Annotated in this window: 14 protein-coding genes; 10 read left to right on the plus strand and 4 right to left on the minus strand. The window is 35.1% G+C overall.

What is annotated here, in order from left to right; all coding sequences use genetic code 11:
- Positions 1–20: 20 nt before the first annotated feature.
- Complete coding sequence (locus BC781_RS14990) at positions 21–314, minus strand: DUF1330 domain-containing protein (protein ID WP_109619165.1); 294 nt, start codon at positions 312–314, stop codon at positions 21–23.
- 340 nt (positions 315–654) lie between these two features.
- Here BC781_RS14990 and alaS point away from each other — a divergent pair, with 340 nt between their 5' ends.
- The 8 genes from alaS (at position 655) to BC781_RS15030 (ending at position 19,267) form a co-directional block, all read left to right on the plus strand.
- Positions 655–3,267: an alanine--tRNA ligase gene (gene alaS, locus BC781_RS14995; protein WP_109619167.1), complete on the plus strand. Its 2,613-nt coding sequence runs from the start codon at positions 655–657 to the stop codon at positions 3,265–3,267.
- Between the two features lie 172 nt (positions 3,268–3,439).
- A complete protein-coding gene (locus tag BC781_RS15000; RefSeq protein ID WP_146201700.1) occupies positions 3,440–4,084 on the plus strand; it encodes a class I SAM-dependent methyltransferase in 645 nt (214 codons plus the stop codon).
- A 76-nt stretch (positions 4,085–4,160) separates the two neighbouring features.
- The gene (locus BC781_RS15005; RefSeq protein ID WP_109619171.1) at positions 4,161–4,751 is read left to right on the plus strand and encodes a riboflavin synthase; all 591 of its coding nucleotides are present in this window, start codon (positions 4,161–4,163) and stop codon (positions 4,749–4,751) included.
- Positions 4,752–4,808: 57 nt separating this feature from the next.
- Positions 4,809–6,011, plus strand: coding sequence for a hypothetical protein (locus tag BC781_RS15010; protein ID WP_146201701.1), 1,203 nt, complete (start codon positions 4,809–4,811; stop codon positions 6,009–6,011).
- Positions 6,012–6,369: 358 nt separating this feature from the next.
- Positions 6,370–7,410 carry a PorP/SprF family type IX secretion system membrane protein gene (locus BC781_RS15015; RefSeq protein WP_158281494.1) on the plus strand — a complete coding sequence of 347 codons (1,041 nt, stop codon included), beginning with the start codon at positions 6,370–6,372 and terminating at the stop codon, positions 7,408–7,410.
- A gap of 32 nt (positions 7,411–7,442) precedes the next feature.
- On the plus strand, positions 7,443–17,888 hold the full coding sequence (locus BC781_RS15020; protein WP_109619178.1) for a PKD domain-containing protein: 10,446 nt from the start codon (positions 7,443–7,445) through the stop codon (positions 17,886–17,888).
- Positions 17,889–17,955: 67 nt separating this feature from the next.
- Positions 17,956–18,711 carry a class I SAM-dependent methyltransferase gene (locus BC781_RS15025; protein WP_109619180.1) on the plus strand — a complete coding sequence of 252 codons (756 nt, stop codon included), beginning with the start codon at positions 17,956–17,958 and terminating at the stop codon, positions 18,709–18,711.
- A 172-nt stretch (positions 18,712–18,883) separates the two neighbouring features.
- Positions 18,884–19,267, plus strand: a complete 384-nt coding sequence (locus BC781_RS15030; RefSeq protein ID WP_146201702.1) for a hypothetical protein — start codon at positions 18,884–18,886, stop codon at positions 19,265–19,267.
- On the opposite strand, the gene BC781_RS15035 is transcribed toward BC781_RS15030, so the two are convergent.
- Positions 19,264–20,220 carry a bile acid:sodium symporter family protein gene (locus tag BC781_RS15035; protein ID WP_109619184.1) on the minus strand — a complete coding sequence of 319 codons (957 nt, stop codon included), beginning with the start codon at positions 20,218–20,220 and terminating at the stop codon, positions 19,264–19,266. The genes BC781_RS15030 and BC781_RS15035 overlap by 4 nt on opposite strands.
- A 318-nt stretch (positions 20,221–20,538) precedes the next feature.
- On the opposite strand from BC781_RS15035, the gene BC781_RS25575 reads away from it, so the two are divergent.
- Positions 20,539–20,670: a transposase gene (locus BC781_RS25575; protein ID WP_146201703.1), complete on the plus strand. Its 132-nt coding sequence runs from the start codon at positions 20,539–20,541 to the stop codon at positions 20,668–20,670.
- Between the two features lie 671 nt (positions 20,671–21,341).
- On the opposite strand, the gene BC781_RS15040 is transcribed toward BC781_RS25575, so the two are convergent.
- Positions 21,342–21,878, minus strand: coding sequence for a hypothetical protein (locus BC781_RS15040; protein WP_109619186.1), 537 nt, complete (start codon positions 21,876–21,878; stop codon positions 21,342–21,344).
- 41 nt (positions 21,879–21,919) lie between these two features.
- Positions 21,920–22,762: a metallophosphoesterase family protein gene (locus BC781_RS15045; RefSeq protein WP_109619188.1), complete on the minus strand. Its 843-nt coding sequence runs from the start codon at positions 22,760–22,762 to the stop codon at positions 21,920–21,922.
- Positions 22,763–23,203: 441 nt separating this feature from the next.
- Here BC781_RS15045 and ruvA point away from each other — a divergent pair, with 441 nt between their 5' ends.
- Positions 23,204–23,803, plus strand: a complete 600-nt coding sequence (gene ruvA, locus BC781_RS15050; protein ID WP_109619190.1) for a Holliday junction branch migration protein RuvA — start codon at positions 23,204–23,206, stop codon at positions 23,801–23,803.
- The last annotated feature ends 35 nt before the right edge of the window (positions 23,804–23,838 follow it).

Genomic DNA, 23,838 nt, shown 5'->3' on the forward strand with positions numbered 1-23,838 from the left:
AGAAACCAGTTTGCCATTTTTTATTTCCCTTCTGTCAAAATCACATTTACATCAGCACAAGATTGTCGTAGCTCTTTCCATGGTTTATATTCTTCCGAATAATACCATTCTTTAAAGCGTTTGATACTTGGGAATTCATGTACAACCATCATGTTACTGGGCATTGAACCTTCTAAAACTTCTCCTAAATAGCCTTCAACCAAAAAACGTCCTCCAAATTTCTCAATTGTAGGAATATGCCCATTTACATATTCTTGAAATTTATCGGTATCATGAATCTTTATGATGTTGACGATATTATAAGCTTTTGCCATTTTTTAGATTTTTGGTGTTCACTCTTTTTAATTACAGAAGAGGAGCGAACAAGAAAAAGTTTGATAATAGCATTGAATACTTGATGAAGTGAAATTCAAATTTAAAATGACCTAATAAATAGCCTCAAAACGCCATTTTTCATGATTTTCGTTTCCTTAGGAATAAAAATTTGTGCTCATACTGTTATTAATTGTTGAAAGCTTTCACTTTTCTTATGGGGAAAATACAAAATCTTCTAAATTTGTGAATTTGGAATACAAACCTCTTTGTTAACGGAGGTATTATAGAGTAAAAATTCGCAATAATCGGTCACTATTAATAGAAAGGAATTCTGATATGATGGATGCAAAAACGATAAGAAAGACTTTTCTTGAGTTTTTTAAGAGCAAAGGACACGAGATCGTTCCTTCTGCACCCTTGGTAGTTAAAAACGACCCTACGTTGATGTTCACAAACGCAGGGATGAACCAATTCAAAGATTATTTCCTAGGAAATAAGACCGCGGAAGCCCCAAGAGTGGCCGATACGCAAAAATGTTTGAGGGTTTCTGGTAAACACAATGATTTGGAAGAGGTGGGTATCGATACATACCACCATACAATGTTCGAAATGCTAGGAAACTGGTCTTTCGGAGATTATTTCAAAAAAGATGCAATTGATTGGGCTTGGGAACTTCTTACCGAAGTTTATAAACTTCCTAAAGATCGTTTGTATGTTACAGTCTTTGAAGGAGATGCTGGTGATGGTCTAGAAATGGATCAAGAAGCGGCTGATTTCTGGAAAGTACATATCGATGAAGATAGAATTATCCCTGCCTCTAAAAAAGATAACTTCTGGGAAATGGGAGATCAAGGACCATGTGGTCCATGTTCTGAGATTCACATTGACCTTCGTAGCGATGAGGAAAGAGCTAAAGTATCGGGTAAATCTCTAGTAAATGAGGATGATCCTCTAGTAGTAGAGATTTGGAACTTGGTATTTATGCAATTTAACCGTAAGGCTGATGGTTCGTTGGAAACTCTTCCTGCACAACACGTGGATACAGGAATGGGCTTTGAGCGTTTGGCTATGGCTATCCAAGGAAAAGAGTCGAACTATGATACGGACGTTTTCCAACCAATGATCCAAGACTTGGCGAAAAAGTCGGGTAAAACTTATGGAACTGATGAGAAAACAGATATTGCTATTCGTGTAATTTCTGATCACATCAGAGCGATTACATTTGCGATTGCAGATGGACAGCTTCCTTCAAACAATAAAGCAGGATATGTAATCCGTCGTATTTTGCGTCGTGCAGTTCGTTACGGATATACGTTCCTAGGTTTTGAGAAAGCTTTCATGTATGAATTGGTAGATATTCTTTCTGATCAATTTGATGAAATCTTCCCTGAGGTAGTTAACCAAAAAGAATTTATCAAGAAAGTAGTTCGCCAAGAGGAAGAGAACTTCTTAAGAACTTTGGACAACGGTCTGAAGATCATCGAGAAATTCATGGCGGATAATGCAGCTACAAAAGAAATAAAAGGAGCAGAGGCATTCTCGCTTTCTGATACTTATGGTTTTCCTCTTGATCTTACTGAATTGATCGCTCGTGAAAATGGCTATGGTGTAGACATTGAAGGCTACAACAAAGCTATGCAAGAGCAAAAAGAGCGTGCAAGAGCCGCTTCAGCTTCTGACAAAGGAGACTGGATCACAGTAAACGAAGATGACGTTCAGTTTATCGGTTATGATAACCTAACTTCAGACGCTAAAATTCTTCGTTACCGTGAAGTAAGTGAGAAGAAGAAAACCTATTTCCAATTGGTATTGGACAATACTCCTTTCTATCCAGAAGGTGGTGGTCAAGTAGGTGATACAGGTTTGATTTTCTCTGGTGAGGAGAAAATTCCTGTTAAGAATACAGTGAAAGAGAATGACTTGATCATTCATATTGTAGACAAATTACCTTCTGACTTAGAGAAAGAAGTAAAATGTGAAGTGAATGCTAAAAAACGTACGTTGAGTATGGCAAATCACTCGGCAACTCACTTGATGCACGCTGCTTTGAAAGAAGTATTGGGTGATCACGTAGCTCAGAAAGGTTCTTTGGTAAATGATAAATTGCTTCGTTTTGACTTCTCTCATTTTGCAAAAATGACAGATGAGGAGATCAGAAAAGTAGAGCAAATTGTAAACGAAAAAATCCGTGAGAACATCGTTTTAGATGAGCGTAGAAATATGCCAATCGAAGATGCGAAAGCAATGGGAGCTACAGCATTGTTCGGTGAGAAATACGGTGATTTCGTTCGTGTGATCTGTTTCGACCCTGAATATTCTATTGAACTTTGTGGTGGTACACACGTACAATCGACTGGTAACATTGGTCTATTCAAAATTACTGCTGAAACAGCAGTAGCAGCAGGTGTAAGACGTATCGAGGCGATCACTTCTGTAGCGGCTGAACAATACGTTGACGAGCAAGAGAAGCTTCTTGCAAGTGTAAAAGAGCTATTGAAAAATCCTAAGGATTTGACAAAGGCAATCGCTGACTTGATGGACGAGCGTACAAAACTTTCAAAAGAAGTTGAAACGCTTCGTAACAAAGAACTTCAAGCTTTGAAAGACAATCTTGTTGGACAAGTAGATGCAAAAGACGGTGTAAATGTATTGATTGCTAAAATTGCTGTTCCAAATGCACAAGGTTTAAAACAATTAGCATTCGACTTGAAAGCTAAAGTTGACAACTTGTTCTTTGTAGCTGCTGCAGAAGTTGATGGTAAGCCTCAAGTTGCCGTAATGATTTCTGATAACCTTGTAGAAGAAAAAGGTTTGAATGCTGGACAGATCGTACGAGAGCTAGCAAAAGAGATCAAAGGTGGCGGAGGTGGCCAACCTTTCTTCGCAACTGCGGGAGGTAAAGACATCACAGGATTGGATGCTGTTGTAGCAAAAGCACAAGAGATTATCTAGTCACTGATCAATATAGATCATCCTTAAATTGAAAATACAAAGGCAAATCTCGGTGCAATGTCATCAGATTTGCCTTTTTCATCTGTTATATTTGCAGAGTCTTTTAGTACACTTGAGTTTTATTGAAGCTTTGCTTGGATCATGTGAATTCAATGAATTAGATAAGGAAAGTATGAGCGAAGAACTAAGAAAAAAATTAGGGATAGACGAAAGTAAACCTGTTGATTGGTTTGAAAAACTCTATTCAGAATCTAGTGAAGAAGGAGAGGGTGTGCCTTGGGCAAATATGGATACTCATCCTTTGTTCAAAAGTTGGATTTCTGAAAATCCAATTTCTGGTATAGGAAAAACAGCTTTAGTTGTAGGTTGTGGAATGGGAGATGATGCCATAGAACTCGAAAATGCAGGTTTTGAAGTTACTGCATTTGATGTTTCTCAGACTGCGATAGATTTCTGTAAGAAGAGATTTCCAAATTCAAGTGTGAATTTTGTACAAGCAGATTTATTGGAAGGAGTTTCTGAGTGGCATCACAAATTTGATTTTGTATTAGAGATATTTACCATCCAAGCACTTCCGCCAAAATATGAAGATACATTGATTCAAAATGTTTCTGATTTTGTGGCAAAAGAGGGACAACTGCTTGTGATTACTGAGGTTCAAGAAGAGAAAAGAGCTTATGAAAATGGACCTCCTTGGCTTTTAAATTCGGATTATATTCAATCATTTGAAAAACGAGGCTTAAAGCAAATCTTTAACTCAAGTAATACAGAGGCTGAAATTGGTGATGAAATTCATTTAACTATATTTCAGAGATAAGTCAAACCAAGTGCTTAAAACTTCGTTTTTTTTAAACGAGTAAGAATAAAGATCAAAACATAAAGAATATATAACCATGTTTACAGGGATTATTGAAACATTGGGTGAAGTCGTAAATATTACGAAAGATCAAGAAAATATTATCTTCCGTATCAAATCGGAAATCACTCCAGAGCTTAAAATTGATCAGAGTGTAGCGCATAACGGTGTTTGTCTGACAGTTACAAAAGTAGAAGGAGATGAACATGAGGTAGTAGCTATCCAAGAAACCTTAGATAAAACAAATTTGGGTGCTCTTGAGGCAGGTCACAAAATCAATATTGAACGTTGTACAGCAGCAAATGGGCGTTTTGATGGACATATTGTTCAAGGGCACGTAGATCAAACTGCTACATGTATTGCTATTGATGATGAACAAGGAAGTTGGAGATTTACTTTTGAGTATGATCCTACAGTAGGTAATTTCACGGTTCAAAAAGGTTCGATTACCGTAAATGGCGTAAGTTTGACTGTGGCAGGAGAAGATGAAGGAAAATTCTCGGTAGCAATTATTCCTTATACTTTTGAGCATACTACTTTCCACCAAATCAAAGTAGGAGATAAGATCAACTTGGAGTTTGATATAATCGGAAAATACGTTCAGAAATTGTTTGAAAGAACAAAATAGTAGTTGGGTACGGCTAGACCGTACCTTCTAGAATTTTTTAAGATTGAAATAGAGAAGATGGCAGAAATTCAGACAGTACCACAGCTTTTTAAAGAACTTGGAAACCCTAGAATGCGAAATTTGATTGATGTCGTATTTAGGTTCAAGTCCGTAAAATATGAATTGGTTGTTGATGCCGTAGACGGCGAAGAGAATCTAGTTTTAGGCGCGAAAGCTAAAAGCATTATTCAGATTGATGAAGATGAGAATGTGACACTGGACGAACGTCTGATTTCTTTCTTAGAAAATTTCTTGGAGATCAATGAAGATATCCAAAACTATGAGATTGACGAAGGGATTCGTTCCATCCAAAAGAATATCCGCCTTTATACGGTAGAAGAAGACTTCTTGGAAAAAAAGAATTACCGTATAAAAATCGAGAGACATCTCCGCAAAGTCGGCCGTGTAATCCGTAGAAATGCGACCATGCTTCGTCAGCAAGTCGAACTTGATTATAAAACGGCTGCAACTGCCGAAGTGAAAAAAATCAAGATTAAAGATCACGATGAGAAAGCCCAAAAGCTTTTGACTCTTATTCATTCCATAGAAGAAATCTTAGATCACGATCCATTCTTTGTAGAAGATCAAGACGATCAGATGCACAATTTTATTGTTGATTTGCGTTTTGAATATCTCCGTATGGCTCGTACAAGTTTGGTCGAGCTGAGTCAAGAGATCGTTTCTTATATCAATAAAATCAATAATCACGATCGTGTTTTCAAGAAGCTGATGAAAATCAAACGCTTGAAGGATTTGTATGAGTTAGAAAACCGAACAAATATTGAAGATATCTTTGCACATGATCTTTCTTTATTCTTTGAGACTAAAGCAATTTTTGCTACAAAACCATCATTAGAGCTTTTGAGAACTGATGAAGGTTTGGACATTATTCAAGAAGTAGCAAATAAAAGGCAACACTTAGCAAGAGAGCGTAGTAAAGCAAATCTTGAAATAGATCTGGATGGCTTAGATACAGAACAGAAACTTGAGCAACGTATCAACTTTGGAGAGATGAAGAAGAAGTTCAAAACTTCAGGGCAGGGACTTTATGATTTTGTCAAAGAATTTCCTTTTAAAGTTGAAACCTCTGACGAGGACAGAATTAAAATTTTCTGTAAAATGGCATTGATGTATGAGAATGAAATGAATTTTACAGGAGATGTTGTTAGAGATAAAATAGAAGGAAAGGAAACAGAAATCGCTGAAGTGTTAGCTATCTAATTATTCAAGGAAATTATTAATCAAATAATGAGAGAAGTTTATATTCAACTTAAGGGATAAACTTCTCTTTTGCATTTTTTAAGCTTTGGGTTAACTAGATGAAAATGAGCTGATTTATTATTAATAAGGATAAGAGACAATTTAAAATTACTTTCAGACAAGCTAGTGGCTTAGTTTTTGTATTTTTTCAGATTAAATGTAACAATTGTGAGAAGGGAATGTATCAAACTGTTTATTGACTTTCATTTATTAGATGTTTGAAATGGTACTCTTCAACTAAAGACTAAATCCTCGACTATCATTTTTGATGAATTTATTGTGTAAGTATAACCTTAATCATTTTAAGGGTCTATCCCTTGTGCTTAAGATTTTACTCTCCTTACTGTGTTATTTTCAGAAGGTAGAAGTATGTGCACAAGATGTACAATTAACGCAGGCAAATGCCTCCCCATTATACTTAAATCCTGCACTTACAGGGTCTAATTATGATATGCGTGCTGCTGTATCGTACAGAAATCAGTGGGTAGGGCTTCCAGCTAATTTTCAAACTTATCTAGCATCATTCGATTACTTTCACGAAAAGTCTCGAATGTCTGTAGGTAGTTTAATTATTCAAGATCAAAGATTTGATTCTGGAAATAAACGACTTACAGAATTAAGTCTTATTTCATCGGCTTCATATCTTTTAGAAATTAATAAAGACCTTCATTTAAGTGTAGGTCTGCAAGTCGGTGTTATTCAGGGCTCACTAGATTTTTATGGATTTATCTTCAGTGATCAATTAGATGACAAAGGTATTACTGGCCCTTCATTAGAAAACTTACCAAGTACAAATGTTTTTAATCCTGATGTCAATGCCGGTATATTACTTTTTAACAAACAATACTGGTTTGGCTTTTCAGCTTATCACTTAACTACACCTAACATATCGTTTTTAAGCGAAGGAGGAATCACCAAGCCTATAAGATATAATCTTAATGCAGGCTATGTCATCCCATTGAAATATAATAAACGTTATGGCGTGCCCAATCTCAAAAACTATAATGTAACTGTTACAGGACTTTACCAAAGAGAAGGTAATGCTCAACAATTTACGATAGGAGGGTATTATACGAATATGCCTATCATCGTAGGTTTTTGGTATAGAGGTATGCCTTTCTTAAAAAATGCAAGTGATTATGAACAGATAAATCATGATGCAGTTGCATTTCTTTTTGGTTTAAGAGTTAAAAAATTTCAATTCGGATATAGTTTCGATTACTCCTTATCAAAACTCCCTTCTGGGCAGTCGCTCTCCCATGAGATTTCTTTGGCATACCCTCTTCATTCGTATGATGAGAATCCGAAAAAGCCGAAGAAAAAGAAAACCAAAGTTATTTGTCCGTTACCAACTATCTAATACATCACTTTAACGATTAGACTTTTGATGTCATGAAGCTAAAACTAATACTTCTTTTAAGTTATTTCTTAAGTATTGCTTCAATTTCATTTGCAGTAGATTATAAAATTGTTGCAAATGGAAATGAAGTATCAGATGGTGATCTTATAGAAGATTGTACAGGATTGGCGGTTTCTTATGAAATTTCTCCAACTACAGGTATCGATTCTTATGCTTGGGATTTAGGAAATTCAACAACAAGTACGAAAGCCGATCCAGGAACTATTTATGATAAAGTTGGAAGCTATTCTGTTTCTGTGATTTTGTACCTTAGTGATGGTAGTACACAGACAATTTCAGCCTCAAACCTAATTGAGGTTAAGGAAAAACCGGATGTAGAGTTAGTATTGAGTAAGAGTTCAGTATGTAAGGATGAAGTAGTGACATTTTCACATACTGAAGCATTAGGTACGTACGGCTCTATAAAATATATTATTAATGGAACTACATATGCCCCTAATTCTGGAGAGTACTTTGAATATACTGCAAGTCAGATAGGTACTTTCGATGTGGTATTGGATGTTTCCTTACCTACAGGTTGTTCCAATCAATCAAGACAGACGCTAGTCGTTAAAGAAGATTTTACTGTAGACTTTACTTCTGGAGGAAGTACAGTTTCAAAATTCATTACTTGTGATAATTCAAAAGAGCTATCTTTTACGGCTGAAACAAGTCGAGTTTTAGATAATCCCATTTATGAATGGTCCATAAATGGAAGCCTAATTCCAAATTCAGATACGCAGACTTTTACTTATACTTTTACAAATTCGCCCGATTCTGAATATGAAGTAGAAGTAGGTGTTTATGATGGCGATTGTTATAAGGTTTCAGCTACAAAAACTGTTATTGAGTTCATAGATTTTGATGATGCTTTTACGGTGTCTCAATTAAGTGAAGATTGTAATTCAATAAGATATCGATTCACTCCTAAAGCAAATCTATTAGGTGAAAGTGGTAACTTTAGATGGGATTTTGGTAATGGAACTCAAAATGTCAGTACACTCAATTCAAGGACAAGAACATATACCAAAGGAGCTTCCGCTCAGAATATTACAGTTTCATTGACAAATAGAGATGATAATACTTGTTCTTTTAGTGAGACAGTTACCATTCCTGAAGAGAATACAGGAGCTTTTGTGCTTGATGAAAATAGCTTTTGTACTATTCCTGCGACAACAACTGTAACTAGTTTAAACCCTGTTCCTGATGGGGACTATGAATGGAATGTGATAGGAGATACACAATCTAATTATCCAAATACCCCGAACCCAACATTTACATTCTCAAATTATGGGAACTATACAATTCAATTATTGGGCGATGGAGGTTGTTTACTACATGAAGAAAGTATTTTAGTCACAGAATTAGATATTTCTATTGACCTTTCAAATGCTTTTGCCTGTATCAATGATGAGTCTTCTACAACAAATGTACAGTTTGATGCAATTGTAAATGGTACTGGTAATTATGCTTATAGCTGGGTGGTAAGGGACACATATAGGGGAACAACGGCAAATGTAGGTACAGCTCAGTCCGAAAATACGAATCTAACTTGGGGTAGCTATGAAATCGATCTTACTGTTAGAGATATTGACAATGATTGTGAGAATACAGTTACTGAAGAGTTCGAAGTTAGAGTTCGCCCAACAGTTGCTATAGGATTAGATAAAACTGAAATCTGTAATGGAGAAACTGTAACAGGAACCCCAACAGTTGATAACTTTGGTACGGCATATAATAATTTCTTGACAGCTAAAGGAGAAACTATTCTTTTCGCTTGGGATTTTAATGGAGATGGAAACTTTGGCGATGCAAACCCTTACACGTATCAAAACTATCCTCCAACAACAATTGATGTCGGTTTATCTGCTTGGTATAGCTCTGGAGTCAATTGTAGTGCAGTTCCTGTAACTGAAGAATTAGAGATTAAAGCTCCACAAGCCATTTTTTCAATTTCTGCATTAGATATATGTGATCCAACACTTTTAGAAGTTACAAATAATTCTGACGAAGGAGTTGAGGTTGGAAATATTCAATATGATTGGACTTTCGTGATTACAGAAATTGATGGTACTGTTACAAATTACACTTACCAAACATTTGATGTTAATCAAGATCCACTTGTAAATTTAAACATAGGAGCACTTTCTACAGGTCGAATTCCCGAAGGAGCACAGGTAGATATTACTTTAGATGCAAGCCTAGCTTCTACAGGCTGTTCTGATACCTACTCAGAAAGTACGACAATGCTTATCACTCCTGAATTAAGGAATATTGTAGATCACGAGACTACGTGTTTAAATGTAGGTTTAGACTATACTTCTGAGCTTTATGACCCAAGTACTGTAATGACTTCAATTGAATGGAGGTATACACATTCAGATGGAACAATTTTCAGTTTAACTGGAGAAGATGTAAACTTTAATCCTACAAAGCTTGGAGAATATGACGTAGAGGTAATTTTAAGCTATGCTTCTTGTCCTCAGATTGTTTATACACTAAATGATTTAATGGTAAAAGGGATCGATTTTCAAATTGATGGTTTAAGTTCATTTTGTCATGATGAGATCCCAACAAATGATTCTATCAGTATCATTGTAAATGATATTTTTCCAGCAGATAGTACGTTTGAATATACCTGGACTTCAAATGATGCAACATTTACAGGAGTTGGTAAATCTGATTCTTTAACTAAAATAGCTTACTCTGATCTAGACCTCAGAGTCTTTACAGATCAGTCTACAAGAAATCAGATTGACCTCCAATTGAGATTGATTGAAGGAACAGATACACTCTGTGCAGATCAAGGTAATCATGAAATTCTATTAACTAACCCCGAACCTCTTGACTTTGATATCACTCATTCAGCTTATAATATACAATATCAGTATCGCTGTCGTGCTGATACAATACAAGTTAGAACACGTATAGATCATAGATTAAATGATGGGGCAGGGGCAAATGAAAGAGTTTTAGAAGATTATTCCATTGAATGGGAATATATGATGAGTGGCGACCCGCTAGGTACAGGCTATGAGAGTATTACCCCTGTAAACGGAGGAAATAGAGATACGAGAAGTATTTTCATTTTGCCATCTGGTATTTTCGATATGAAAATGATAATCACAGATGCGAATGGTTGTAAGGACTCTCTAGAGTTTGAAGTTGAATCTCCTGAAATTATCCAAGCTGTCTCAAATTTTGAGCAAGATAAAGTACTTACTTGTCCTGGGGTATTGACGCTTATCGATAGTGATTCAAATACAGATTATTCTACTCCAAGTATGTTTGTTTTTTCTAACGGAGATACATTAAAGTCACAAATTATAGAACGTGCGTGGGATTTTGGAGATGGAACAACTGCGCCTGATCCATCAGCTAATTTGACAGAGATTGAACACTTCTTTGAATCTTCAGGGGATGATTCATATGATGTGACTTTGACTATTACGGAAGAATTTCCTGACGGAAATACGAGCTGCGAGACAATATCTGCACCTAAAGAAGTCAAAATTGAAGGCGTTAGAGGTTCATTTGATGTAGATCGTAGAGTAATTCATAAAGGAGAAACGGTTTATTTTACATCTGAATTAGAAGATTTATTCAAAAGTTCTGCAGTAACCTATAATTGGGCTAGTGGAGATGGTAACCTGAGTGGTTATGGAGATTATGAAGAAATGATGTTTACCTATGACACTGAAAGGGATAGTGTATATGTTCCAGCATTATTGTTAGAATCTTCGGGCTGTATTTCAGAAGCTTCAACTGATGTAACTATCAAAGTTTTACCATGTCCTGAAATACCGATAACAGATACAACTTTTTGTGTGTCAGATGATATCAATACTATTTCTGCTTTAGACACATCTTACAATAGTTATCTAAACATTGATGTAGATGGAAATACACTAGTTTCAGAAGTACATTATGAATGGTTGATAGATGGGAATGTGGTTAATTCTGATCAAGAAACCATTTCTTTTGAAGATGGAAGAGACTCTAATCCATTAACTATTGATCCAGATAACGCAGATGGTATTGAGTTAACTGTTAGAGTATGGGTTTCTAGCTTATACAATGGTACAGTACAAACAGATACAGTTTGTTTATCTGAAAGAACGATCAATATAAAATATGAACATAGCCCGTATCCCAAGTTTGATACGCTAGAAACTTGTACATTTTTGTCTCTTGAAAGCCAAGCTTATAACTATAATTATTTGGATGAGAAATTTGCCACAGATGCAGATTATGAATGGCTGATAAATACAGTAAATGGAGGAGATTTAACAAGTACTGATCCTGTATATGATTCGCTAATTGAGTTAGAAGTTCAATCTTTTGATGCAGGTTCAGTACAAATTGATGTAGACCTTTCTCTAACAACGAGTTCAAATCAAAGTTTAACCTGTCCTCAAACAGTTGATACCCTTTTTTCAATTTATAGAAAACCATTAATTACTCTTGTAGATTCAGTAGAGGGCTGTGAAGGAGAGACATTAACTATTAGTCCGAGTGCTGAAGAAATCACAGATAAATACATATGGTCATGGCGTGAGATTTCTTCAGATGGAGGAAGCTTGGATACAGCGAGTATTTCTTTTGGAGAAATCGAATTTACCGAAGGCTTGTACGATGCTGATCGCTATCGAATCGTTTCTACTTGGGAGTTGACAGTGAAAAATAGTTACTCAACCACATGTCATTCTTTAGACACTGTAACTGTGATTTTTAACCAAAATCCAGAACTTATTTTTGAAGAGTTAGAAAATTGTACTGAGTGGTCAGGGAAATATTATGCAGAGAATTTTGAAGGTTTTGTGAGCTTTGAATGGGATGATCCATTGTCGGGAGCTGTAACAGGGGGAACTCTTTCAAGCTTTGATTCTTTGCAGACGAACGATTCGACCTTCTTAAGTTTAGTCCCTGCATCCTTTACAGGTACAAATGTATTTATGGATGTTCCATTGCATTTACACACGAAACTAACTTCAGAAAGTGGCTATGAATGTGGCGTAGATACCGATACAAGTATTCGTTTTTACCGTGAGCCTTTGATCAGTATGGTTGATACTGTAGAAGGTTGTGAAGGAGAGGCCCTTCAGGTATTACCAGATGCAGAAGGCGTAACTACTGATTATGAATGGTCATGGCGAGAAATTTCTTCAGATGGAGGAAGTGTAAATGTGGTCGAGAGTGATTTTGGAGCGATAGAATTTACCGAAGGCTTGTACGATGCTAATCGCTATCGCATCGTATCTACTTGGGAATTGACTGTTAAAAATAGCTACTCAACAGCCTGTTATTCTTTGGATACAGTAACTGTTATCTTCAACCAAAATCCAGAACTATTTTTTGATGAATTGGAGAATTGTACCGAGTGGGCAGGAAAATATTATGCAGAGAACTTTGAAGGTTCTGTGAGCTTTGAATGGGATGATCCTTTGCTGGGAGCCGTATCAGGAGGTACGCTTTCAAGTTTTGATTCTTTGCAATCAAATGATTCGACCTTCTTAAGTTTAGTGCCAGCATCCTTTACAGGCACAAATGTATTTATGGATGTTCCATTGCATTTACATACAAAACTGACCTCAGAAAGTGGCTATGAATGTGGTGTAGATACCGATACAAGTATTCGTTTTTACCGTGAGCCTTTGATCAGTATGGTCGATACAGTCGAGGGTTGTGAAGGAGAAGTCCTTCAAGTTTTACCAGATGCAGAAGGTGTAACGGCTGATTATGAATGGTCGTGGCGTGAGATAGAAACTACAGGAGGAGATGTAAATACGGTAGTGAGTGATTTTGGAGCAATAGAATTTACCGAAGGCTTGTACGAAGCTGATCTGTATCGTATCGTCTCTACTTGGGAATTGACAGTGAAAAATAGTTACTCAACCACATGTCATTCTTTAGACACTGTAACTGTGATTTTTAACCAAAATCCCGAACTTGTTTTTGAAGAGTTAGAGAATTGTACTGAGTGGGCAGGGAAATATTATGCAGAGAACTTTGAAGGTTTTGTGAGCTTTGAATGGGATGATCCGTTGTCAGGAGCAGTAACAGGAGGGACTATTTCAAGTTTTGATTCTATGCAGACGAACGATTCAACCTTCTTAAGTTTAGTGCCAGCATCCTTTACAGACACAAATGTATTTATGGATGTTGCATTGCATTTACATACAAAACTGACCTCAGAAAGTGGTTATGAATGCGGAGTTGATACTGATACGAGTATACGTTTTTACCGTGAGCCTTTGATCAGTATGGTTGATACTGTAGAGGGATGTGAGGGAGAAACCCTTCAGGTATTACCAGATGCAGAAGGCGTAACGACCGATTATGAGTGGTATTGGCGCGAGATATCTTCAGATGGAGGAAATGTAAATACGGTAATAAGTGATTTTGGAGAAATAGAATTTACCGAAGGTTTATACGATGCAGATCGCTATCGTATTGTATCTAATTGGGAATTGATAGTGAAAAATAGTTATTCAACAGTCTGTTATTCTTTGGATACAGTAACTGTTATCTTCAACCAAAATCCAGAACTTGTTTTTGAAGAACTAGAAAATTGTACTGAGTGGTCAGGGAAATATTATGCAGAGAACTTTGAAGGTTTTGTAAGCTTTGAATGGGATGATCCTTTGCTGGGAGCAGTAACAGGTGGAACTCTTTCAAGTTTCGATTCTATGCAGATGAACGATTCGACCTTCTTAAGTTTAGTACCTGCATCTTTTACAGGTACAAATGTATTTATGGATGTTCCATTGCATTTACACACAAAACTAATCTCAGAAAGTGGCTATGAATGTGGTGTAGATACTGATACGAGTATTCGTTTTTACCGTGAGCCTTTGATCAGTATGGTCGATACGGTAGAAGGGTGTGAAGGAGAAGCTCTTCAGGTATTACCAGATGCGGAAGGTGTAACGGCTGATTATGAATGGTCTTGGCGCGAGATATCTTCAGATGGAGGAAATGTAAATGTGGTCGAGAGTGATTTTGGAGCGATAGAATTTACGGAAAGTTTATACGATATTGATCGTTATCGTATTGTATCTACTTGGGAGTTGACAGTGAAAAATAGTTACTCAACAGCCTGTTATTCTTTGGATACAGTAACAGTGATCTTTAACCAAAATCCAGAACTTGTTTTTGAAGAATTAGAGAATTGCAGAGAGTGGGCAGGGAAATATTATGCAGAGAACTTTGAAGGTTTTGTGAGCTTTGAATGGGATGATCCGTTGTTGGGAGCTGTAACAGGTGGAACTCTTTCAAGTTTTGATTCTTTGCAGACGAACGATTCAACTTTCTTAAGTTTAGTGCCAGCATCCTTTACAGACACAAATGTATTTATGGATGTCCCATTGCATTTACACACAAAACTAACTTCAGAAAGTGGCTATGAATGTGGTGTAGATACCGATACAAGTATTCGTTTTTACCGTGAGCCTTTGATCAGTATGGTCGATACAGTCGAGGGCTGTGAAGGAGAAGTACTTCAAGTTTTACCAAATGCAGAAAGTGTAACTACTGATTATGAATGGTCTTGGCGCGAGATTTCTTCAGATGGAGGAAATGTAAATACGGTAATAAGTGATTTTGGAACGATAGAATTTACCGAAGGTTTATATGATGCTGATCGTTATCGCATCGTATCTACTTGGGAATTGACTGTTAAAAATAGCTACTCAACAGCCTGTTATTCTTTGGATACAGTAACTGTTATCTTCAACCAAAATCCAGAACTAGTTTTTGAAGAATTGGAGAATTGTACCGAGTGGGCAGGAAAATATTATGCAGAGAACTTTGAAGGTTCTGTGAGCTTTGAATGGGATGATCCTTTGCTGGGAGCTGTAACAGGAGGTACGCTTTCAAGTTTTGATTCTTTGCAATCAAATGATTCGACCTTCTTAAGTTTAGTGCCAGCATCCTTTACAGGGACAAATGTATTTATGGATGTTCCATTGCATTTGCACACTAAACTAACTTCAGAAAGTGGCTATGAATGTGGCGTAGATACCGATACAAGTATTCGTTTTTACCGAGAACCATTGATTAGTATGGTTGATACTGTAGAAGGTTGTGAAGGAGAAGTTCTTCAAGTATTACCAGATGCAGAAGGAGTAACGGCTGATTATGAATGGACATGGCGCGAGATTTCTTCAGAAGGCGGAAGTGTAAATGTGGTCGAGAGTGATTTTGGAGCGATAGAATTTACCGAAGACTTGTACGATGCAGATCGCTATCGCATTGTTTCTACTTGGGAATTGACTGTAAAAAATAGCTACTCAACAGCCTGTTATTCATTGGATACAGTGACAGTCATTTTCAATCAAAAACCAGAACTTGTTTTTGAAGAGTTAGAGAATTGTACCGAGTGGGCAGGGAAATATTATGCTGAGAACTTTGAAGGTTTTGTGAGCTTTGAATGGGATGATCCTTTGTTAGGAGCCGTATCAGGTGGTACTCTTTCAAGTTTTGATTCTTTGCAGACGAACGATTCAACCTTCTTAAGTTTAGTGCCAGCATCCTTTACAGGGACAAATGTATTTATGGATGTTCCATTGCATTTGCACACTAAACTAACTTCAGAAAGTGGCTATGAATGTGGTGTAGATACTGATACAAGTATACGTTTTTACCGTGAGCCAATTATTAGTATGGTTGATACGGTAGAAGGTTGTGAAGGAGAAGTACTTCAAGTATTACCAGATGCAGAAGGCGTAACTACTGATTATGAATGGTCATGGCGTGAGATAGAAACTACAGGAGGAGATGTAGTCCCAACTATCAATACTTTTGGTAGTATTCGTTTTAGTTCTAAATCTTTTGATGATAGTGTTTATACGACAAATTCGAAATGGGAATTGACTGTCACAAACAAGTACTCTAAAGATTGCTATTCTATTGATACTGTAAACATCATTTTTAATAAAATTCCTACAGCTCAAATTGAGTTTTCAAGAAACCCAATTTGTATTGGAGAAACCTTAGAGCTTTCTGTTGATGAGTCTGATGCACCTAATACTGGAGTGATTTATCATTGGGATATAGATGGGGATGGTGAATATGATTTAGCATCAAAAGGAGATACAACTGTCGTCTATACATCGGAAGGTATTAGGGAAATTAATATGTATATCGAAACATCTTATGGTTGTCCATCTCCTGTAATTACAAAGGAAATAGAGGTCAAACCTTTACCTGTTGCTGATTTCACAGTAGAAAATGTTTGTATTGGGGACGCTTCGAATTTTTTGAATTCATCCTCTATTGCTGATGATTCAGATCTATCATATAAATGGTATTTTAGCTCAGATTCTGAGGGGATTGATTCAGAAGATATGAATCCAACTTTTACTTATTCTGCTCCAGGCGACTATAATGTGAAATTGATTGTAGAAAGTCCATATGGATGTTTAGACTCAGTAGAATTTACAACAACAATACATCCGCTTCCAGAAATGACAGTATCTGAAGATGTATATATTTGTTATGGGGAAGCAATTGAAATAAGCGCTCAAAATGCGCATGAATATTTATGGAGTTCTGAGGATACGACGAGTAATATCATAGTTTCACCTCTTGAAAATACTACCTATTTTGTTACAGGTTATTCGATTTATGGATGTCAAATACTAGATTCAGTAAATGTATTTGTAATTCCTCCAATAGCCGATTCTGATTCAATAAAGGAGGCTTGTGAAGGCGATATTATAACTCTAAATGCAGAAATTGAAGACTATGATAGTATATCACAGTTTTTTGATTGGTCTACGGGTGAGACGACATCAGAGATTGACGTAAATCGAAATGGAAAATATTCTGTTATCACACATGTTGAACATGAAAGTGGAAAAGAGTGTGATTTCACAATTGAATTTGAAGCTGTTTTTCATAAAAATCCATCGGAATCTTTCGAAGATGAAATAGTTCATTGTTTTGAAGATGGACCTATAGTTTTACAGGCTACTCAAGGTGATAACTTCACATATTATTGGGAAGATACAGGAGAAACATCAAGAACAGTAAATAGGTATAGTCCAAATACTTATAAAGTGATCATGATAGATGAATCTCATGAAACGCTTTGTGAAACTGTTGAAGAATTTACCGTCTTCGGCATTTGTGATCCTAGATCCGTTGCTCCAAATGCTTTTACACCTAATAATGATGGTTTGAATGATAAATTTTATGTCAAGCTAGCATATGCTTTAAATATTGAAATCTCTATTTATAACAGATGGGGTGAAATAGTATTTAACGGAAAGTATCCTACTGTTGATGAATCTAATTTAGAGGAAAATGGATGGGATGGAACCTACAAGGGAAAACCCTCTGAACCAGGAGTGTATTATTACACTTTACGATATGAAAGTGAGTTAGAAAGAGGAACCTACATCGAAAAAACGGGTAGTCTTACCCTCATAAAATAAATCTTTATAATCTTTAAACCTTCTCAATTTTGAGAAGGTTTTTTTATTGTACATTAGATGATAGCACATGAAAAAAGTAATAGATCGATTCTCTGAACAGGCAGCAGGATATTTGCTTTATAGACCTCTTTACCCAAATGATTTGATTTTGGATATTTTGAGTTATGTAGAAAATAGACAATGCTTTTGGGATTGCGCGACTGGTAATGGTCAAATAGCTTCAGAGCTTGCTCGATATTTTAATGAAGGTTACGGGACAGATATAAGTGAAGAGCAGTTGAAGTATGCTATACCTAGATCTAATGTCATTTATAAGAAGGAGCGCGCTGAAAAAACTAAATTTCATCATAATCAATTCGATCTAGTTACGGTTGCTCAAGCTGTACATTGGTTCGATTTCAAGACTTTCAATAAAGAAGTAAAACGAGTCCTTAAACCTAATGGAGTACTTGCAATAATCGGATATGATTTACTAAGAAGTTCGCCTGAAATAAACCTATTAATAGATGAATTCTATTATGAAGTTATTGGACCTTACTGGGATAAGCAGAGGCAACACATCGACCATCATTATCAAACGGTGACCTTTAATTTTGATGAAATTGAATATGTCAAACAAAGATATATTACAGTAAATTGGACCATAAATGAATTGGGTGGATACTTTGAAACGTGGTCGAGTGTTCAGAATTATCTGAAAGAAAAACCAAGGACCAAACCAGTAAAAGAATTAATTCAAAAGATAGAACCTTATTGGGGAAATAAAGAAAAAAAAGAATTCAAGTTCCCAATATTTATGAGGATAGGTAAGAACAAAAAGTAGAATAGTATATATTTATCGTATGATTTTTTTCAATATTTTACTTAGTAAATCTCTACAGGAGGAGTCCGAATTATTAATTACAGCTTATTCATCAGGGCTTGGAGTGTGCCTTTTTCTTGCACTTTTATTACTTTATATAGCTCTTGATATATTTTTTAGAAGAAGACGGTTCTTGTCCACAGCCTTATCCTCAAGTGGTATTATTGTTAGTAAGATTCCAGGTAAATATACCTATGTTGAAGTAGATGAAGATGGTTATGAATATGAGGAGGTAACTCCATCAAAACTAATCGCTTTTATAGAGTTTGATATTTTTGATGGTAGAAGATTTAAGATTGAATCCATCAATTACAGAACCACAGAGCCAAATGGAAAGGTAGAGGTAAAATATAACCCAAAAGACCCATTAGATTATATGGTTGATGGATATTATTTAGAGCCTCAAAGTAAGACTAAGCTCACATTGGCTACATCCACTATCTTTTTCATTTTAAGTCTGTTTTTCTCATACCAGCTATTGGCGGAATATTTATTTAACCTAAGGTATCTATCTTAATTGTCTATTTCAGTTCTACCCATTTTTTCAGCTAGGATACTTATGTAGAACAACTGAAAAGCATGATATAGCATTATTGGAACTAAGAACAAACCAGCTTGAGTCATTCCAACAAAAAGGACATTGGAAAAGACTGTTCCGTGAACCAATGATTTCTTTGAACCACAAAATAATGCAGTAATTTGATCTTGTCTGTTAAAGCCTAGAAAGTTGCTAATAACCTTTACAGCTTGCATCACTAAAAAGAATAGAAAAACGATCGCAAAAGCTAGAACTAATAATTCAAGGGTTTCCATTTGTTCAAAAATTCCTTGTTCAAATGAATCACAAAAACTCTCATATACTATTATAAGGATAATGGCTTTATCAAAATTGCCTAATTGAGCTTTGTATCTGATAGCCCATTTACCCCAAAATTTGTTTAATACAACACCTAAAATTACAGGTAATAAAATTTGGAGAAATAGTTTAAGGAATATATCTCTAATGGCTAGATCACTACCTTGAGCTTGTAAAAAAGGACTCATCCATAGAGGAGTGAGTACCATTCCTATTAGACCTGAAATACTTGCATTAAAAATTGCTGATGGAATATTACCTTTGGCAATCGACACCATTACTACAGAAGATGATACTGTAGAAGGGAGTACTGCTAAGTAAAAAACCGCAAGCCAATAAAGACGGGTTTCTTCAGAATTTATGAATGGATAAAAGCATAAAACTAGAAGAGGAAATATGATGAAAGTAGTGCTTTGAATTAGTAAATGAAGTTTCCAATTACTCAAATCTTCTTTCATTTGAGAAGGGCTTAGCTTCAATCCATAAAAGAAAAAAATACCAGCTATACCGTAAGTACCAATTTCTTCTAAAGGAAGAATATGTCCTAATTGAGGAATAAAATATGCAAGGATGATCATCAAGATCAGAAGGAGTACAAACTTATCTACTTTCATTCTGTAAAAATAGATATATAAAAAAGAATAAGAAGGTCGTTAGATTTATTTTATATTTTATTGAATTTTCATTCTTAACTTATTAAGAATGAAAATTTACACAATTTATGTGTAGATGTAATTCTATCGCAAAAGTGAGTCAAGTGTCAGAAAGATTTGATTGAAGGGACTTTTAGTTCTACCAATAAATCCGCCAATCATACAATGAATAAATTAACACCAAGTAAATATATAGTTCAATATATTTCTACAAGTAGCTTATCGAGAGTCTAATTTAAGGGCACAAATAGAAACTATATTTTTTTAACTTCTAATGTTATGGAAAAATATGATACCGCATTTAAAGAGATAGTTCTAGACTTACTTTCATCAGGATATTCAATAAGTCAATTAGCCAAAGATTATCAAGCAAGTTTAATTACGCTTAGTAATTGGCTGAAAAGTCAATAAGTCCTGAAGGTTTATTGGTTGGAAGGATGTTAATTGTTGAAATATAGGTAGTTAAATAATTAAAGAAATCCCTGGGAAATACTGAACTAGAACGTTATATCTTAAAAATAACATGAGCATTTTCTCCAAGAAAGACTGAATAAGTACGAGTCGATTAAGAGTTATAAATGTTTTTATTCAGTTGAGAAAATGTGTACGAACTTAAATTAAAGACTAGTAGAAACTCGTTTTACAAATGGGATTATTTCATACAGGTATAAACATCTAGTTTGTGAAGTATACACATCAAATCAAAAATCAGAAGAATATTTGAAGATAACCTCCGAATCTATGGCAGTTACAGAATTCGCAAATAACTGGGTTAAATTGATCTTGTCCTTTTAGATGCTATGTAGCTCGTCTAACTCGAGAGATGGGACTAAGGAGTATACTAAAAAAGAAAATATATAATTACCACTGATTCTATATATGGTCAACTTGTTGCAGAGAATATATTGAATCAAATTTTCACAGAGAATATGCTTTGTAAAACATGGGTATCAGATATTAATTATATCTGAGTATCCGATTAGTGTATTTACTTAACAATCAGGAATGATCTCGCAGACTAAATAGCTTTTATCTGTATTATTCTTCGAAAGAAATTAAATATTAATATTATGTTTATCTCTTCATTTAAAATAGAGTATGCATCCGAATCCTACATTCATAAAGTCAAAGAAATCTAGAGAATCGTTTCTGAATTTTGTGACGCTATATAGCAATGTTCTCCCTATATCTCCATAAAAGGAAATTTTATTTATAGAATTCTCTTCACCTATTTTAATATCAAAGCGTGTAGCTAAGAAGTATCGAGAAGTTACATCTGTCCTAAACCAATAATACCCCCTAGGGTAACCTGCAATTAGACCTTCATGCTGTGGTCCAAAAAAATAGCTAAATGTATTCCCTAAAGCTAAAGGGTAGTAGCCTATTTTTTGGGATATAAGAAAAGGTTTCACAAGCCAAAGTGTATACTTCGCGTTAATTATATTTTTAGCTCGACCTCTAGTGTTAGAAGGCACAAATCCATAACCTAATTCGAAATAATGTTTACTTTTTTTTCCTCTTATATACCCTGCACCAAAATTAAGTAGTCCATTACCTCCTCCAGTATGAATATTAAGGTAATTAGGGATTAGTTTAGACCTTTTTTGGCCAAAACTCACAAATGTGAAGGTTAGTAATGTGATGACTAAAGTGTATATTTTTATTCTACTTCTATGATTTCCCAAGTCAATTCTAAGTTTGATGATATTGTGAAAATGGAGTAATTCTTATCAATCACATCATCTATCTGAATAGATGGAATATCCTTGTTTGTATAAGGAAAAGTTATTTCTGTTTCATGTCCATGTCCGTGAATATTAGCCAATACATTCGGTGTATTGCTAATAATGGAATCAAGCTTTGGGAAAAGTCTCAAGTCTATACTATTGTCTGTTGGTTTTATCCCTACATGAGAAAAAATGATTGATGCTTTAACTGAATCATTTTCTTGTAATTCATTTTCTAACCAAACGATATCAGGTACACTAAAGTCATATTGAAACTCTCTTGAATTAGTATTATAGAATATAAATTTGACACTATCTAGTGTGAAAGAGTCATTCAATGGGCCATACATTTCTTCAAAAGCATCAATACCTGTTCCGAGTAGGTCGTGATTTCCAATAGTAGAAAAGAATGGAATTCGCATTTTTTTGAAGAACTCCAAACCAACCCTATATTCTTCTGGCAGTCCAAACTCTGTAATGTCTCCACCAAGAATGGCAAAAGGAATATCATCTCTTGCGCTAATATCTTTAACGACATCGTCTAACTCATCAAATGAATTTTGATTATCGGTTAGAAAGATGAACTGAATAGAATCATTTTTAGGACTAAAATCAGAAAGAAGCATTTTATTCTTCTGATGAATATTCTTCTCATCTTCTTCAAAGTCTATATCAAAGGGTGTGAACTCATAAAGGTTACAACTAGCAAGAAGGCAGGTGCAGACAACAGTTCTTGTAAGTGATATAGCTAGTCTTGAATGGTTAATTTTTTTCATATTTTAAGAAAAGCATTGGAAGTGAAGAACTTCCAATGCTTTGAAGGAGTGTAATACTTAATGAATGGTGAGGGTTAATCAAGTTGCCAACTTTGAGCTGACATTTTCAAATGTGGGTTAAACTTAGGTTGTGACTAAGTTTTTCATGGAAATTATAATGGGTTTATAAATCTAATATGTGTACAATTTATGTGATTTTGTAATAGTCACATTATCAATTTGATGTAATTAGTTTTTAATCTTTTATAAAGATATATTTTTATTCAGATTATTATAAGTTACTCTGTGAATACTCTTAACACCTACTATTGATATTGATTTAAATATGTTAATGTCAAATAAGCTTGTTCAATAATGGTGTATTTTTATTTGAATGTTAATATATTTGATATATTAATTAAAATATTCTAATTCGTAGGCTAATTCAAGGAACGCATAAGTATGTATTATTATTTGAAAGGAAAACTAACCTTAAAAGCCCCAACTTTTATAGTGTTAGACGTGGGAGGGATAGGATATGAAATTTTTGTGTCTTTAAATACATCATCGAGCCTACAGGAAAATAATGAATACAAATTGTATACTTATTTTCATGTAAAAGAAGATCAACAAAGTCTTTTTGGTTTTACTACTCTTTTAGAAAAAGAACTTTTTGAAGCTTTGATAAGCGTTTCAGGTATTGGACCATCAACTGCTTTGGCCGTTTTATCATCTATGAATCCTGAGGAAGTCATTCAAGCAATTCTTGGTGAAGACCTTAAAAGTATTCAGTCGGTAAAAGGAATTGGAGCTAAGACTGCTAAAAGGTTGATCATCGACTTGAAAGATAAAGTAAGTAAGTTAGACCTACCTGAAGGTTTCGATACTAGTTCAGCTAGAACTTCATCTTCATACAATCCAAATATACAAGAAGCTCTTGAGGCACTTTTACAGTTGGGCTTTGCCAAACCAGCTGCCGCAAAAGTTTTAAAGTCTGTTTCTGCCAAATACGGAAATGATTTGTCAGTAGAAGACTTAATCAAATATGCACTTAAAAATTAATATATGAAGCACCTCTACACAGCGTGAAAAACTAA

The sequence above is a fragment of the Sediminitomix flava genome (genome assembly GCF_003149185.1).
GTDB lineage: Bacteria > Bacteroidota > Bacteroidia > Cytophagales > Flammeovirgaceae > Sediminitomix > Sediminitomix flava.

What these genes read in the sequence shown, in the direction of transcription:
- BC781_RS14990 (WP_109619165.1), bottom strand. Translation starts at nt 314, where the DNA reads ATGGCAAAAGCTTATAATATCGTCAACATCATAAAGATTCATGATACC.
- alaS (WP_109619167.1), top strand. Translation starts at nt 655, where the DNA reads ATGGATGCAAAAACGATAAGAAAGACTTTTCTTGAGTTTTTTAAGAGC.
- BC781_RS15000 (WP_146201700.1), top strand. Translation starts at nt 3,440, where the DNA reads ATGAGCGAAGAACTAAGAAAAAAATTAGGGATAGACGAAAGTAAACCT.
- BC781_RS15005 (WP_109619171.1), top strand. Translation starts at nt 4,161, where the DNA reads ATGTTTACAGGGATTATTGAAACATTGGGTGAAGTCGTAAATATTACG.
- BC781_RS15010 (WP_146201701.1), top strand. Translation starts at nt 4,809, where the DNA reads ATGGCAGAAATTCAGACAGTACCACAGCTTTTTAAAGAACTTGGAAAC.
- BC781_RS15020 (WP_109619178.1), top strand. Translation starts at nt 7,443, where the DNA reads ATGAAGCTAAAACTAATACTTCTTTTAAGTTATTTCTTAAGTATTGCT.
- BC781_RS15025 (WP_109619180.1), top strand. Translation starts at nt 17,956, where the DNA reads ATGAAAAAAGTAATAGATCGATTCTCTGAACAGGCAGCAGGATATTTG.
- BC781_RS15035 (WP_109619184.1), bottom strand. Translation starts at nt 20,220, where the DNA reads ATGAAAGTAGATAAGTTTGTACTCCTTCTGATCTTGATGATCATCCTT.
- BC781_RS25575 (WP_146201703.1), top strand. Translation starts at nt 20,539, where the DNA reads ATGGAAAAATATGATACCGCATTTAAAGAGATAGTTCTAGACTTACTT.
- BC781_RS15045 (WP_109619188.1), bottom strand. Translation starts at nt 22,762, where the DNA reads ATGAAAAAAATTAACCATTCAAGACTAGCTATATCACTTACAAGAACT.
- ruvA (WP_109619190.1), top strand. Translation starts at nt 23,204, where the DNA reads ATGTATTATTATTTGAAAGGAAAACTAACCTTAAAAGCCCCAACTTTT.